Raw genomic sequence first — 14,787 nt, forward strand, 5'->3', positions numbered from 1 at the left:
GAGACTGCTGTTTCCATATTATTTTTTTCTGCGACTAAAGGCCGACTGCCGAAGAGGCATTCGACTATTCCTACACCTTTAATTGTACAGTCGCATGAAAATTAACGTCACCATTGACATCTTCAGTGGTCGGCCAAACCCGACACTGACGCTGGAAGGCAACGAAGCCGAGCAGGTATTACGCGAAGTACAAACGGCATCCGACTTTTCGGCACTAACCGATCAGGATACGCCCGAACCGTTTAATCTGGGATTTCGCGGTATCATTATCGAACAAACCGACGACGCCACTACCGACCTGCCTACCGCTTTTCGCGTTACTCCCGACCGGCTTTACACCGGCAATAGTTCGGCAACTGCCCGCGACACCAACTTCGAGAAGATCATTTTCGACCGACTGACGAAGTTTCGGGTGCCTGGCTCGAAAAAAACATTCGAGCAATTGCTACGGAACGAGGTGGCTCAGTTTCGGCTTGAGCGCGAACAGATTGTAGCCCGCCCGCCCATCATTATCGACCCGATCAAGATTTTTCCGATCTGTCGATGTGCTCCGGCCTCTGACATTGCCTGGTGGAACGATGGCAGCACCCGACAGTTCAATAACAACTGTTACAATTACGCCACCAACTACCGCACCAACACCTTTGCCCAGCCGGGTAAGGCGGCTGGACAGCAATACACGTCGCTGGCCGGTTGTATTGTTGGAGCCGGGCAGCGCAGTGCCCGCGACGGAGCCGTTGCCGACGCACTCATCGATCTGCCCAATGCCGACAATAAATGCCCCGCTACGGGCCATCTGGTCGCGTTGGTCGTTTGGCCGGGCGTCGATTATCACTGGTATCGAAAAGGGCCGAATGGCCGGTGGTCGCACAAACCCGGTAGCACAGCCGCCACCCTGCTCGACAATGCGGGTAATGCCATCACCGATCCCCGCACCGCCAACCGGGGCAACTACACGCAATTCTGTACGTTTATGCAGGCAATTCACGGACACGTGATGATTCGCTAAACTAACCAGCGGCTATGCGCCTAATCTGCACACTATTGCTGTTTTCAGGCCGTCCAAATCCAGAGTGGACTGTAGAGGATGAATCTGTAAAACAGGCCATTATGGAGCGGATCAGGCTGTTGCCCGCCCGGTCAGATACGCCCGAGCAACCGTCTAAACTGGGTTATCAGGGTTGCCGACTCCAGACCGACGATCAATACTGGTCGGTACGGGAGGGTATTGTGCGGCAGGAGTCGCCCGGTCAGCCACGCGGTTTTTCGGACCCGGACCGACAACTCGAAAAAATGCTGCTTCAAACGGCACCGTCGGCATACAGCGCATTGGCCTACAGTCTTTTATCGTCTGAATTTTGATACAGGCCGCTCGATCTTCTCGTAGAAACCGACCAGCGGCCTACGTTTTTTCTCCTACACCGTTTACCATTCATGGAAACCGCCCAACCAAAACCCAAAAAAGCGTCGAAGAAAGCAGCGGATTACGCGCCTTCGACCGTGATGCCCACACCGGCACATGAACCCTTTGCACCACAGCCCGAAACGCCCGTTGGCTTTCCGCCCCTGCCCGATGCCATTGCCACTCAATCGCAAGTGCCACAGGAGCTGTTCCAGACCGTTTCGGAAGACATCAGTACGCTCGACCTGCCTCGCCCGGTTTTCCGGTTTTATAGCCTGAACGCAGGCTGCTATTTAGTTCGATTCGATCCGGTAGGTACGCTTTACCACTACGATGGCACTATCCGCGTGGAGCGTTCGGCGTTCAACGTAACGGCCAGTGGTGATTTGTATTACCACAAGCCACTACCGATCTGGCCCATTCCGATTCCACCCATTCCCATTCTTGACTCACCTACTCATCAGGACGTTCACGCGCTGCTGGGCGAGCCGAATCCGGCTAACGGCATTCCCAAATTTGCCCGCAGCCGGTATCGGTATTACCTCCGTATTACCCAGATTCTGGAAGGTATTAGCGTGTCGAGTACGTTCACGATGGCCTTTGAGATGTGGAAGTTTAAGGGAGCCACGGCCTCTCCGATGTGGGGAAATGAAGGGTTATTCACCGCCGAAATGACGTTCGGTTCGGCACCGGCCAGCTACCCCGCCGGAGCCGATTACCTGACCGGCAAAGTAAAAAATAACAGGGGCGTGGTAGTCGGTACGCTAACAATGGGCCAGGTATCGAAATTTCTGCGCGAAGCCACGGTTGAAATTGACACCGTATCGGGGTCAGAAGCTCCACTCGACAGCGGAGCGGGCCATACCTGGCAGTCGGTTTTCAGTGCCGTTGGCTGGAAACTCAACGTGCTGCCGAGTCATACAGACATAGCAGAACCGAGTGGTAACTCGTGGAGCGATGGCGAAATGCACGCGGCTATGCTGGCCCGGCGCGATTCGTCCAATTTAGACGCCGAATGGCGGTATCACGTGCTGGCCGTTAAAAACATTGATTCCACTCCGCGTGGCATCATGTACGACGCCGGTGGCACCGATTCCAACAACGTGCCGCGAGAGGGTATCGGCATTGCCTCACACTGGACCATTCCCAATGTCAACCCCTGGGGCAGGGTGAAAGGACAACGATTCGGAGCCGCCAAAGCTCCCTATTTCCGAACCGCGCTCCACGAAATCGGCCATGCGATGGGCCTCTACCACAACACGGTCGACTTCGGTATTATGAATACAACCGACGTTATTGCTGCCGGAGCCGTAGCCCCGGTTCAGTTCCCGGATAACATAAAATGGGCGCACGCAGCCGACGACCAGAAACGCCTGCGACATATGCCCGACGTGTTTGTTCGACCGGGCGGTATTGCGTTCGGCACGCCCTACCCCACACACCCGATTAGCCCCGACGACGAACACGTTGAAGCCGTTGGCCTGTCGTTACAGGTATCGCCCCTGCACGATGTATTGCCCATTGGTGCCCCGGCCCGCTTTGAAATCAGCCTGACCAACGATTCGCTCTATCTGTTGCCCGCGCCGGTTAGTCTGCAAATGAAAAACGGCTTCGTTAGTGGGCGAGTTACCGACCCGTCGGGTACGGTACGCACCTTTAAACCGTTGATTATCTGTGTCGAAGAGGTTCCGCTTGCTTACATGCAACCAAACGATGTACGCACGGAATCTATTACGCTGTTGCGCGGAGCCGAAGGTGCTTTGTTCCCGATTGCCGGTGCCTACACGATTGAGGTTGAGGTTAGCTGGGATATGCCGGGTGGTCATGCGGGGGTATCGGGTACAGCGAACGTTTTCGTAACGGGTGCTCGTACCGATTCCCATGCGTCGGCGGCTCTCAAGGTGTTATCGACCCCCGATGCGCTGCTCAGCATCGTGCTGACGGGCGATCACCTGACCGAAGGTAATGAGGCCATTCAGGCAGCCTTGGCCGACGAAACGCTCCATCCGCATTTTGCTTATGTAGAAGCCAAACGGCTGGCGCAGCCTTTCATCGACCGACCGGCTAATCTCGAAGCTGCGGCTTCGCTGCTGACCGATGAAACAGTGATGAGTTCTGCCGAGATTCGTAAATGCGCTAAATTGCTCGGAAAAGCCGATACCAAAGGTAATAAGGACGCGAAAGGAAAAATTGTTGACGTGTTGGCAAGCAAGGCCAAAGGTAGTGCCAATGCCGATGCACTCGAAGCCGCGCTGACGAAGCTTTAAAGACGAATGCACTATACACACTTCAGCCGGTTGTGGCAGTTAGCAACGCTGCTCTTCCTATTGAGCGCGGTCAGCATCGACTGCCGCAACCGGCTGGCTTCAACCGATTTAGGTACGACGATGACGTTGCAGGGGCGATGGAAAAAAATAACGATGTCGGCCTGTAGCCAGGCTTATCCGGCCCTCATCGAATTCAAAGCGAACGGTCTTTATTCAGCCGAGAGCGACCCGAAAGCACCGGTGCATCCGGTGTGGGACGTTGGCACGTTTGCCGTTGAGCCGGGACAAGTGCAGCTCTCTACGTCCAACGATGCCGTTATTACGTACAAAACCGCGCAGACCCGGAAACAGATTAGTTTTCAAGCTCCCGATGGCTGCACGATTACCTACGAAAAGCTATAAGATCATCGACTCATCACGTCACTCAATTCGTATTTTTCGATAGAAAGGTAAGCTAACACTGCCATCAAAATCCTCGAAGACAAGTTTATAATCACCCTTTTGGGGAGCGTCGGGCAATTTCCAACGCCACAAATTAAAATCGGTAGCCAGCGCAAATGGTCTAAAACTGCCAAGGTTCGTTAATTCATAAACCATATTTGGGTTGGCTACACTGATGATCCGAACCGCTTTTACAGTACGGGTCGTCAGCGTACTATACGAGAGATCGCCAATTGTAAATGAATAGCGCACGGCCAACGCTTCTCCACCTTTGAAAGCCGGTAAAGCAGGCATCCAATCGAAAGAAGCGGTATAACTCTTAGGTGGGCCAACGTAAGCGAAACTTTGCGACGACCGGGCGTTGGGAATGGTAAACAAAGACCGGTAGGGCTTACCATCCTGCGGAATAACATCAAGCAGATACTGGCCGCTGGGCTGAATAGCCGGCAAAGCTAACTGGGCCACCGTTGTATTGAGTATGGCGGCATTTCCTTCGAGCGTTTGAGTAAAATCGTTTGTGAGCCGAACGACCACCCGCTTTGCTGGTTCCAGATTTCGCCCCGAAATTGCGATGACCCCAGTTGCCGGAGCCGATGGGCTAACCAGCCCAATAATCGGCGGTCCGGCTTTGATAGTCAGCGGAAAATCAACAGATTCGATGCCAGCCAGTGAGTTCTGACCCGGCACTATAGTTTGCTCCACTCTTGACCGTATCGTGAGTGTGTATTCGCCAGCCGTTATATTGACGGGCAACGATCCTGTTAGTTGTAGTTTAGCAATTTTGGGAATGTTTTGATTTGGGGCATTTACATAGACAGGTTCCCCATTTAGAGCATTCACCATGTAGTTTTCGCTGGTGAAAGTTTCCTGCGTAGTATTGTTCACAAAACGAACGCTAAAATATCGTTGAGCGGGCATACCCGCATCTAAATTATCGACCGTAAACAGAAACCTGAAAGGCTGATAATACTCCTTTATTGTTAACGCCAACGCCGAATCGGGCGTAAATTTCAGCGGGCTGGGCGTTTCGATAACTATTTCATAATATAGTTTACAGTTGCCAAGTTCGTCTTTCTGTACGCAAACTCTGGGCAATGGGTTGGCTTTCACCGGATAAAGCGCCCCCGAACGAGGGTCAAGCACCCGAACGCCCTCGCTCACTTTATACGTAATTCTAACGTTGGGTTCTTTATAATCGGCTGGCAGTTTGATGATGATGGAACGGCCCGAAATAAATGCCTTACCTACACCATCGACAGTAGCTTCCAGAATAGCCGGTTCGCTACCCGATCCTGGTACAACTACGGCATCCTGTAAATCCGGCAAAAGCGTAGGTTTTTGAGTAACCGGAGCAGAGACAGGTGGTTTGGCGACCGGATCAGGAGTGGGTTTCTGACAACTCAGCGATGCCAATAAGCCGACGAAAACGAGAAGTTTTTTCATGATGCGCCCATTTGTGATGGCAAATTACCCGTTTAGGTGTTTTGTATCAACCCGCATCAACGACCCGCATAGTTGTTAAATAGTTCGAAGAAACCGTAAATTTTAATTTAATTTCTACTTCCACTGCATCACATCCAGCACGTTGGGGCAGAAATCGTATTCGTCCGGTACGTTGGAGCCGATGAGTAACAAACAGTCGGGCGATAGTTGGCGTACCTGTTGATGATACCAGGCTGCCCCCTGCCGGTCGAGGTTGGCTGTCGGCTCGTCGAGAATCACGACCGGCGCAGTAGAAAAAAACGCCAGCCCCAGTTTGACGCGCTGTTTCATGCCCGACGAAAAATACTTGATCTCTTTGTGGCGGGCGTGGCTCAACAGCAGCCGGTCGGCTACAACTTCGGGCGTCAGGCCCGCTTTGAAGGGTTTAAACGTCTGATGAAAGCGAAGCAACTCATCAAGCGTCAGTTCTTCCACCAATTCCAGATAAGGCGCGGCCATACTAACCTGCCGAAACCAGTCGTCGGGATCGAGCAGTTTACCGGCTACCGAATACAGAAGCTGCCCTTCGGTAGCGGGCAGGCTTCCGGCCAGCAGTTGCAGCAGGGTTGATTTGCCACTGCCGTTTGGTCCCACGAACGTGTAGCTGTTTCCGGCGGTTAGTGTCAGATCAACGCGTCGGAAAATCCACTCCTTTCGGTATTTTTTGCCAATCTGTTCAGCTACAATCTGCATGATTAGTGAAGAGTGAAAAATGAAAAATGAAAAATGAAAAGTTGTTCACGTCTGATTATGAATCTCTTTTCACTTTTCACTCTTCACTTTTCACTAATTTACTCTCCCCGGTCGGCACCTGACGAAGGGCCGCGCATAATGCCGCGTTCTGAGGTGCGGATAAAATTCACGATCTCGTCGCGTTCGTCGGACGGGGGCAGTTCGAGTTCGATTTGTGTGAGCGCATCGGCATTATTCAGGCCGCGCATGTAGATGTAACGGTAGATTTCCTGAATCTGATTGATTTTGTCGTTATCGAAACCGCGCCGACGCAGCCCAATCGAGTTAATGCCCGTGTACGACAGCGGTTCGCGGGCGGCTTTGGTAAACGGCGGCACGTCTTTCCGCACTAACGACCCGCCCGATACCATCGCATGAGGACCAATTTTTACCCACTGATGCACCGAACTCGACCCACCAATGATGGCCCAATCGCCCATGTGAACATGACCGGCCATCTGCACATTATTGATAATCAAGCAGTTGTTTCCAATTCGACAATCGTGTGCTACGTGGGCGTAAGCCATCACCAAGCAGTTCGACCCGATCTCGGTTTTCCAGTGTTCTTCGGTTCCCCGGCTAATAGTAGCATATTCGCGAATCGTGGTTCCGTCGCCGATGAACGTGCGCGTATATTCATCTTTGAATTTTAAATCCTGCGGAGTCGATGAGATAACCGCGCCCGGATAAATTTTGCAGTTACGCCCGATGCGTGCGCCTTCGTTGATAACGGCATGAGAACCAATCCAGGTGCCCTCACCAATTTCAACGTCTTTATGAATGATGGCGAACGGCTCGACCACCACGTTTTGGGCAATCTTGGCTTCGGGATGTATGTACGCTAATGGTTGGATCATGTTTTTTAAGTGATGAGTGATGAACGATGAGTGATGAGTGAGGGCATTAATATAGGCGGTGCCACTCATCGCTCATCACTCATCGTTCATCACTTTTTTTTAACGAGGCTGGCAATCATATCCGCTTCGCATACCAACTGATTGCTGACATAGCCCCGGCCCTGCATTTTTACAATACCGCGTTTCATGGGTGAGGTAAACTCACACCGAAAGATTACAGTATCGCCCGGCAAAACGTTGCGCCGGAATCGGCAATTTTCGATACCAACCAGAAAGGGCCAGTAATTTTCGGGATCAGGCACGGTGCTAAGCACCAGAATACCACCCGTTTGGGCCATAGCTTCGAGTTGCAGTACGCCGGGCATTACCGGATTTCCCGGAAAGTGCCCAGGAAAAAACGGCTCGTTCATGGTCACGTTCTTGATACCTACCACGCTGTTTTCGTCCAGCGCAATAATCTTATCGATCATCTGGAACGGGTAGCGGTGTGGCAGCAGTTGCGAAATGCGGTTAATGTCAAGAACGGGCGGTTGCGTCGGATCGTATTTGGGAACCTGATTGGCCGCGTTTTTCTGAATCAATTTTTTGATTTTTTTGGCAAATGCCACGTTAGCTGCATGGCCGGGTCGGGCCGCCAGAATTTGTGCCTTAATGGGCCGACCAATCAGGGCCAGATCGCCTACCACGTCGAGCAGTTTGTGGCGGGCCATTTCGTTGGGATAGTGCAGCGTCAGGTTGTTCAGAATACCATCGTTCCTGTTAACGCTTACTTTGGGCTTGTTGAGCAACTGCGCCAGGTGCGTCAGTTCGTCGTCGTTTACTTCACGATCAACAATCACAATGGCATTGGTCAGATCGCCCCCTTTTATCAGATTTTGCCTGTAAAGTGCTTCGAGTTCATGCAGGAATACGAAAGTACGGCAATTGGCAATCTGCTCGGGGAAGAGGCTAATATCGTTCAGATACGCGTGTTGGCTGCTGATAACCCGCGAGTTATAATCAACCATTACGGTCAGGCGGTAATCGCTGAGCGGCAGCGCGGCTAACTCGATGCCTTTTTCGTCGTTGCGGAAATGTACGTACTCATTAACCTCGAAGTAGTTGCGGTTGGCGTTTTGTTCCTCAAGACCGGCACTCCGCAGGGCATCGACAAACTGAATCGACGACCCATCCATAATAGGAGGTTCGGGGCCATCCAACTGAATCAGCACGTTATCGATCTGCAAACCAACCAGCGCGGCCAGTGTATGCTCAACGGTGTGGATTCGGGCACCACTCTGTTCGATGGTTGTGCCGCGCGATAAATCAACAACGTTATCAACGTCGGCTTCCACAATGGGCTGACCGGGCAGATCGACGCGCTGAAATTTATAGCCGTGATTGGTTGGTGCGGGCAGAAATGTCATCGTTGCCGATACGCCCGTGTGCAAGCCCACGCCCGATACCGAAACGGCCTTCTGAATGGTCTGTTGTTTGGTATTCATTTTTTCTTTTCTAAATCACTCACGCGCCGTTCCAGATCAGGAAGCTTTCGGAAAATAGCGAGTGACCGCATACTCTCTTTGAGGCCGAAAGCCGGCGAACTGTTAAGCGACGTGCCTTCTTCCGTAACGTTCTTGCCTACCCCCGACTGCGCTCCAACGCGTGTGCCGTTCGCAATCGTCAAATGACCGGCAAAGCCCACCTGCCCCGCAATAACGCAGTTATCGCCAATTTTGGTTGACCCCGAAATACCCGTTTGAGCTGCAATAACCGTGTTTTTTCCGATTTCGACATTATGTCCAATCTGAATCAGGTTATCTAATTTTGCACCCTGCCGGATAATGGTTGAACCCAGTGTAGCGCAATCGATGGTCGTGTTTGATCCTACGTTGACATTATCTTCCAGAATCACATTGCCGAGTTGCGGAATCGTTTTGTAAGAACCGTCGGGCTGGGGCGCAAAACCGAAGCCTTCGCTACCAATAACGGCGTTGGGGTGAATCACGCAGTGTTGCCCGATGATGCAGTTGTCGAGAATACGCACCCCCGGAAAAATAATGGTATTATCGCCAATGCGAACACCATTGCCGATGTAGGCGTGTGGGTAAATCTTGACGTTCCGGCCAATCTGACAATTGCTGCCGATATACGAAAACGCCCCCCGATACACCTGTTCGCCCACCTGACTTCCTTCTCCAAGATACGAGGGCTGTTCAACGCCAACCCGCGCAAAACTCTGAAGTTTGTAGTATTCTTCGAGAAGCTGCGTAAACGCCGAATACGAGTTTTCAACAAAAATCAGAGCCGACGAAACCGGCTTTTTCGGCTGAAACGAACGGTCAACAATTACTGCCGACGCCTGCGTAGTATAAAGATGCGTTTCGTACTTCAAATTTGACAGGAACGAGATATCACCCGGTTGTCCCTCTTCAATTTTGGCTAATTTAGTGATAGCCAAGGTGTCGTTTCCGGCGACTTCGCCCCCCAGCAGTGTAGCAATCTGCCTGACTGTAAACTTCATATACGTATAACGCCCGTCGACAAACAACCAATCGGGGTTGCTTTCCGGGCCGCTAAGGTAGGTAACAAATTGCACTTTTCCGCAATACTGCCTTTACGGAGCTACGCCCCGCGCCCAGCAAACGTAATACCGACGAACAATATTAGTCAGTACCTGAATATTCGATAAATCCGATGCATCAGCTATATCAATAACGCGGCCCGACTTCAGTTTAATGTTTATCCGGTCGCCGGTTGGCAAATAAGCAGCATTGGTGGCCTGCCCTTCTATCAGAAAATACGACAGATTTTCGTCGGTAACACCTGCCCGGCGCAGTTGGTCGGCCAATTCATCGACTAATGGTTGGGCAAACGGCTCGGTCGAGAGCATAATTTTAAACAACCGCCGGTCGAGAAGCATCTGGCAAAGGGTCGATAATACCGTATCGGGATGGCTCGTCCATTGTTTCACGCAACTCCAGACATCGTAATCGTCTAAGCGTGTAAAGGCCGCCAGATAAATCGGATCAGTCTGAAAATCAGCCAGCAGCACACTTCGTTCCAGAAACAGTCGAAACGTGTCGGGCGCGTAAACGTCGGTGTTCTGGCCAAGCAGAAACCGCGCCCGGCGCAGAACCTGAATCAGCATCGACTCGCAGCAGATCGAGGTCTTGTGCAGATACACTTGCCAGTACATGAGCCGCCGGGCGTTCAGAAAATTCTCGATACTCAAAATACCTTTGGCCTCTACCACCAACTGATCATCGACTAAGTCGAGCATTTTAATGATACGGTCGGCGCCAATGGCTCCCTCGGCCACACCCGTATAATACCCGTCGCGGTTGAGGTAGTCCATACGGTCCATGTCTAACTGACTCGACATGAGCTGATGAAAAAATGGCCGTTGATACGTACCTTCAAACATCTGAATCGCCAATGACAGCCGCCCGTCAAACTGCCGGTTGAGGTCGTGCATGAGTTGCAGTGAAATGGCTTCGTGCTTCACGTCGTCGAGCAGGCAGCATTCGAGTACGTGCGAAAACGGCCCGTGTCCGATGTCGTGCAGCAGAATACCAATCTGAGCAGCTTCGCATTCGGCATCACTGATACGATGGCCCTTGCTTTGCAGTGTTTGCATGGCCTGCCCCATCAGATGCATGGCCCCCAGCGCGTGGTGAAAGCGTGTATGCAACGCCCCAGGATACACGTATTCCGACAAACCCAATTGTTTGATACGCCTAAGTCGCTGAAAGTAAGGATGTTCTACCAGATCGAACAGCAACTCGGTCGGAATGGTGATGAAGCCGTAAACGGGGTCGTTGAGGATTTTTTTCTTGTTGGGCGCAGCCATTGGGCAAAGGTAACGGTCAGCAACAGAGCTTTTTAGGGTTGGCGTAATGAAAAAAGTATTATTTCGACCGAATGTGTCGGAAAATGCGTAAATTTGCACCAGCAAAGTTGAGTAATCAATCAGCTAAGGGCTTGTAACTCAGTTGGTTAGAGTGCCTGACTCATAATCAGTAAGTCCCAGGTTCGAGTCCTGGCTGGCCCACATAAAAAGCCGTTGCATCAATCGATGTAACGGCTTTTTTGTTGGATTGAGTATTCTTTAGCTACAATTCACAAATCGTGCGATACATTTCGCCGGTTTTTACGTCACAACCAGCGATCACGTAACCTATTATTCTGTAGCCGTATCGCTTTGACGACCGTATCAAGATATGATCCTATACCCTTCCGTAACCGCTTCGTCGGCACGTTACTGCCCGCCATTTGGCATAACCGTTGGCGCGTCGGGTTGGTTACGCTGGCATTTATGCTTAGTGGCGTGGCGGTTGCGCTGCTGTTGCCCGAAGAGTTTGTGTCGGAAGCCCGGATCATACCCGAAATGACCAACGGATCGGGCAGTGTGGTGAAACGGCTGGCGTCGGTGGCAGGTATTGGGGGTCTCGACTTCTCAGACGCCGACGATGTAGATGCCGTGCGGCCCGATTTGTATCCGAATATTTTACAAAGCACACCTTTTTTGCTGTATCTAATTAACCAACGCATCAAGCGTCAAACGGGGCAGGCTACAACGGTAGGGGAGTTTCTGTTGCCCGATACTGGGGTGGGCTGGTCGTGGCGACAATGGCTTTCCAGTGGGCGGCAACTGAACCGGTCGGCCAATCAGAACGGTTTGTTACAGCTTACGCCCCGGCAACGCGACATTGCCGACGACATCAGCGGGCGGCTAAATACCCGGCTCGATACGCGCTCCGGCATCATCACCATCTCGGCCCGAATGCCCGACCCGCTTGTGGCCGCTACCGTAACGCAACGGGCAATGACTTACCTGACCCGCTACGTAACCGAGTACCGAACCGGCAAAGCCCGGCACGATCTGCGGTTTTGTGAGCAACAACTTCAAACGGCCCGGCAACGCTACCGGGACGCGCAATACGCCCTGTTCATGCACAACGACCGGCACAAAAACGTGGTGTTGCAAACAGCTACGATAGAAAAACATCGGTTAGATACCGAACTGGTGCTGGCCCAGAGCGTTTACAATCAACTGGCGCAGCAACGTGAACAGATAAAATTGCGCGTTCAGGAGCGAACGCCCATTTTTAAAACGCTGGAGCCGCCAACCATTCCGCATCAGCGCGTTTCGCCCAAACGAACGATTCTGGTTGTTTTGTTCACGGCTGTTGGGCTAACTATCGGTTCGCTGATGGCCCTGCTCAACCAACAGCCGTGGGACGTTTTGTGGCAGACATTTCTGAAAAATAATTAGTCCGACTAACCCGTGTACAACGATTTACTTACGAAACAGAAACAACTCGCCGTTATCGGGCTGGGCTATGTGGGGCTGCCGATTGCGCTGGCATTTGCCCGGCGGTTTCGGGTTATTGGCTTCGACGTCAACGCCGAGCGCGTATCCCTGATGCAGCAATGCGAAGACCCGTCGCGTCAATTAGTTGCCGACGACTTTGCCGATACCGATATTATGTTCACGGCCAATTCTGATGACCTGCGTCAGGCCCATTTTTTCGTGGTGGCAGTGCCAACGCCGGTCGATGATTATAAAGTGCCTGATCTTCAATTTCTTGAGCAGGCATCACAAACAGTTGGCCGCGCCCTGAAACCCGGCGATTATGTAGTGTATGAATCGACTGTGTATCCCGGTTGCACAGAAGACGACTGCCTGCCCATACTGGCGCAAACATCGGGCCTGACACCGGGCCGTGATTTTAACTTTGGCTACTCCCCCGAACGCATCAACCCCGGCGATAAGGACCGTAAACTAACTGATATTCTGAAGGTTGTATCGGGCAATAACCCCGAAGCAGCTCAGACCATTGCCGATGTGTATGGCAGCGTGATTACGGCGGGCATCTATACCGCACCAAGCATCCGCGTAGCCGAAGCGGCAAAAGTTATCGAAAACGTGCAGCGCGACCTGAACATCTCGCTCATGAACGAATTGGCGATCCTTTTCGACCGAATGGACCTCGATACACAGGAGGTGTTACAAACGGCATCGACCAAGTGGAATTTTCTGCCATTTACGCCCGGTTTGGTGGGTGGGCACTGCATTGGTGTCGATCCGTATTACCTGCTCCATAAAGCGCATCAGTTAGATTATGACCCGCAGGTCATTAACTCCGGTCGGCGGGTCAACGATGGAATGCCCGCCTTTATCGCCAGCAAACTGTTGCAACTGCTGCTCCGGCACGGTAAACACCCGCGCCACACCAAGGTACTCGTGATGGGTCTGACATTCAAGGAGAACGTTGCCGACGTGCGTAACTCGAAAGTAGCTGAGCTGGTTCGTGAGTTGATGAAATACGCTATCAATGTCCACATCGTTGACCCGTATGCATCGGCCAACGACGTGGCGCACGAATACGGACTTACCCTGCTCGACGCGCCTTCGATACAGTATGATGCGGTTGTTGTAGCAGTTGGACACGATGCTTACCGAACGCTGGATTTGGCCTATTTCCAATCCATCATGAATGGCACGCCTATTCTCCTCGATCTGAAAGGGTTATACCCAAAACCAGTCGAAGAAACGCTTACTTACTGGCGTTTGTGAGCCGCGAAAATGGCTAATTTCTCATCCCGTTTCTACCGTTTTCGCATGAATGTAATTATTGTCGGCTGCAACGTATTCGACTCACTGGAGTTTCATCTGGCCGATTCATTTCGGGCACTGGGCCATAACGCCCGCGTTATAGACGTGACGGGCCGGGGTGCCTTGTCTAAAAAAATCGGCTATTGGTCGGCACGCTTTGCCGGGTCTTACGACCGGGTCGTCGGGCATCGGCTGGCAACGCGTATTATTCATCACAACCCTGATTTAGTGATTGTTGTGTACCGGCATCTGCACCCCGTTCTGGTCGATGACATTAAAACTACGTTGCCCTACGTGCCGGTAATACAGGTTAACCCCGACGCGCTCTCGAACCTCGAAAAGCAACAGATTATTGCTGCCGACTTCGACTATTACTTTTCTAAAGAACCATACATAGTCAATCTGTTACGGCATAAAAATGGCCTGAATGCCTACTATCTTCCCGAAGGCTTCAATCCACGCGTCCATTGCCGGCCACTTCCCGAAAAAGCAGTAGCCGAGCGGGAAACAGTAGTTGACGTGCTGATGTACGGTAGCCTGTATGCGTACCGCGCCCGTTTTGTGGAGCAACTGCTTCGTGCGGGGCTTCGCGTGGCTATTTACGGCACTAAAGGCCCTTATCTGCGGTCGGCAATCCGGGCCGTATTCCAGGGGAAGTATTTAGTTGGCGATGAAAAAAATCGGCTCGTTTATGGAGCTAAGATCACCCTCAACACGCTGCACTACGCCGAAATCACGTCAGCCAATCAAAAGTATTTCGAGATTAACGGCATTGGCGGTTTTCAGCTTTGCGATGACAAGCCTACGCTGAGCGATTATTCTGCTGTGCCAACAGAGTTAGTTACGTTCCGGTCGCTTTCTGACGCCATCGACAAAATCCGGTACTATCTGGCCCGCCCCGCCGAACGCCACGAACTCGCCGAGCAACAGTACCAGCATTTTCAACAGCACCACACTTTCGACCATCGGGCCATTCAGTTGCTCCAGACTATTGGCCTTGCCTGA

General features: G+C 52.0%; 13 protein-coding genes and 1 tRNA gene. 8 read left to right on the top strand and 6 right to left on the bottom strand.

Features of this window, described 5'->3' with window-relative positions; translation table 11 throughout:
• Nucleotides 1–94: 94 nt before the first annotated feature.
• From AWR27_RS15405 to AWR27_RS15420, 4 genes are all read left to right on the top strand, one after another.
• Entirely contained in the window at nt 95–1,009 is a 915-nt protein-coding gene (locus AWR27_RS15405) for a hypothetical protein (RefSeq protein ID WP_077131989.1), read from the top strand.
• Between the two features lie 14 nt (nt 1,010–1,023).
• Nucleotides 1,024–1,362, top strand: a complete 339-nt coding sequence (locus tag AWR27_RS15410) for a hypothetical protein (RefSeq protein ID WP_157579234.1) — start codon at nt 1,024–1,026, stop codon at nt 1,360–1,362.
• A gap of 72 nt (nt 1,363–1,434) precedes the next feature.
• Nucleotides 1,435–3,669 (top strand): hypothetical protein, encoded by a 2,235-nt coding sequence (locus AWR27_RS15415; RefSeq protein ID WP_198045010.1) that lies wholly within the window; start codon nt 1,435–1,437, stop codon nt 3,667–3,669.
• A gap of 6 nt (nt 3,670–3,675) precedes the next feature.
• Entirely contained in the window at nt 3,676–4,071 is a 396-nt protein-coding gene (locus AWR27_RS15420; protein WP_077131991.1) for a hypothetical protein, read from the top strand.
• Nucleotides 4,072–4,089: 18 nt separating this feature from the next.
• Here AWR27_RS15420 and AWR27_RS15425 read toward each other — a convergent pair whose 3' ends face one another.
• The 6 genes from AWR27_RS15425 to AWR27_RS15450 all read right to left on the bottom strand — a co-directional run bounded on the left by AWR27_RS15425 (nt 4,090) and on the right by AWR27_RS15450 (nt 11,013).
• Complete coding sequence (locus AWR27_RS15425) at nt 4,090–5,553, bottom strand: hypothetical protein (protein ID WP_157579235.1); 1,464 nt, start codon at nt 5,551–5,553, stop codon at nt 4,090–4,092.
• A gap of 114 nt (nt 5,554–5,667) precedes the next feature.
• Nucleotides 5,668–6,285 carry an ABC transporter ATP-binding protein gene (locus tag AWR27_RS15430; protein ID WP_198045011.1) on the bottom strand — a complete coding sequence of 206 codons (618 nt, stop codon included), beginning with the start codon at nt 6,283–6,285 and terminating at the stop codon, nt 5,668–5,670.
• Between the two features lie 98 nt (nt 6,286–6,383).
• On the bottom strand, nt 6,384–7,181 hold the full coding sequence (gene lpxA, locus AWR27_RS15435; RefSeq protein WP_077131994.1) for an acyl-ACP--UDP-N-acetylglucosamine O-acyltransferase: 798 nt from the start codon (nt 7,179–7,181) through the stop codon (nt 6,384–6,386).
• Between the two features lie 89 nt (nt 7,182–7,270).
• Nucleotides 7,271–8,665, bottom strand: coding sequence for a bifunctional UDP-3-O-[3-hydroxymyristoyl] N-acetylglucosamine deacetylase/3-hydroxyacyl-ACP dehydratase (locus tag AWR27_RS15440; RefSeq protein WP_077131995.1), 1,395 nt, complete (start codon nt 8,663–8,665; stop codon nt 7,271–7,273).
• On the bottom strand, nt 8,662–9,684 hold the full coding sequence (gene lpxD, locus AWR27_RS15445) for a UDP-3-O-(3-hydroxymyristoyl)glucosamine N-acyltransferase (protein ID WP_077134022.1): 1,023 nt from the start codon (nt 9,682–9,684) through the stop codon (nt 8,662–8,664). The genes AWR27_RS15440 and lpxD overlap by 4 nt, the downstream gene beginning before the upstream one ends.
• A gap of 93 nt (nt 9,685–9,777) precedes the next feature.
• Nucleotides 9,778–11,013, bottom strand: coding sequence for an HD domain-containing protein (locus AWR27_RS15450; protein WP_077131996.1), 1,236 nt, complete (start codon nt 11,011–11,013; stop codon nt 9,778–9,780).
• 127 nt (nt 11,014–11,140) lie between these two features.
• Between AWR27_RS15450 and AWR27_RS15455 the strand changes: the two genes are divergently transcribed.
• From AWR27_RS15455 to AWR27_RS15470, 4 genes are all read left to right on the top strand, one after another.
• Nucleotides 11,141–11,214 (top strand) — tRNA-Ile (locus AWR27_RS15455).
• Between the two features lie 150 nt (nt 11,215–11,364).
• The gene (locus AWR27_RS15460; RefSeq protein ID WP_198045012.1) at nt 11,365–12,438 is read left to right on the top strand and encodes a Wzz/FepE/Etk N-terminal domain-containing protein; all 1,074 of its coding nucleotides are present in this window, start codon (nt 11,365–11,367) and stop codon (nt 12,436–12,438) included.
• 12 nt (nt 12,439–12,450) lie between these two features.
• Nucleotides 12,451–13,743 (top strand): nucleotide sugar dehydrogenase, encoded by a 1,293-nt coding sequence (locus tag AWR27_RS15465; protein WP_077131997.1) that lies wholly within the window; start codon nt 12,451–12,453, stop codon nt 13,741–13,743.
• A gap of 45 nt (nt 13,744–13,788) precedes the next feature.
• A complete protein-coding gene (locus tag AWR27_RS15470; RefSeq protein ID WP_077131998.1) occupies nt 13,789–14,787 on the top strand; it encodes a CgeB family protein in 999 nt (332 codons plus the stop codon).

Source organism: Spirosoma montaniterrae (assembly GCF_001988955.1).
Taxonomy (GTDB): Bacteria; Bacteroidota; Bacteroidia; order Cytophagales; family Spirosomataceae; genus Spirosoma; species Spirosoma montaniterrae.

Bases quoted from the DNA above. Each gene is read 5' to 3' on its own strand.
- AWR27_RS15425 (WP_157579235.1), bottom strand. From the start codon at position 5,553: ATGAAAAAACTTCTCGTTTTCGTCGGCTTATTGGCATCGCTGAGTTGT.
- AWR27_RS15450 (WP_077131996.1), bottom strand. From the start codon at position 11,013: ATGGCTGCGCCCAACAAGAAAAAAATCCTCAACGACCCCGTTTACGGC.
- AWR27_RS15420 (WP_077131991.1), top strand. From the start codon at position 3,676: ATGCACTATACACACTTCAGCCGGTTGTGGCAGTTAGCAACGCTGCTC.
- AWR27_RS15430 (WP_198045011.1), bottom strand. From the start codon at position 6,285: ATGCAGATTGTAGCTGAACAGATTGGCAAAAAATACCGAAAGGAGTGG.
- lpxA (WP_077131994.1), bottom strand. From the start codon at position 7,181: ATGATCCAACCATTAGCGTACATACATCCCGAAGCCAAGATTGCCCAA.
- AWR27_RS15470 (WP_077131998.1), top strand. From the start codon at position 13,789: ATGAATGTAATTATTGTCGGCTGCAACGTATTCGACTCACTGGAGTTT.
- AWR27_RS15415 (WP_198045010.1), top strand. From the start codon at position 1,435: ATGGAAACCGCCCAACCAAAACCCAAAAAAGCGTCGAAGAAAGCAGCG.
- lpxD (WP_077134022.1), bottom strand. From the start codon at position 9,684: ATGAAGTTTACAGTCAGGCAGATTGCTACACTGCTGGGGGGCGAAGTC.
- AWR27_RS15410 (WP_157579234.1), top strand. From the start codon at position 1,024: ATGCGCCTAATCTGCACACTATTGCTGTTTTCAGGCCGTCCAAATCCA.
- AWR27_RS15405 (WP_077131989.1), top strand. From the start codon at position 95: ATGAAAATTAACGTCACCATTGACATCTTCAGTGGTCGGCCAAACCCG.
- AWR27_RS15440 (WP_077131995.1), bottom strand. From the start codon at position 8,665: ATGAATACCAAACAACAGACCATTCAGAAGGCCGTTTCGGTATCGGGC.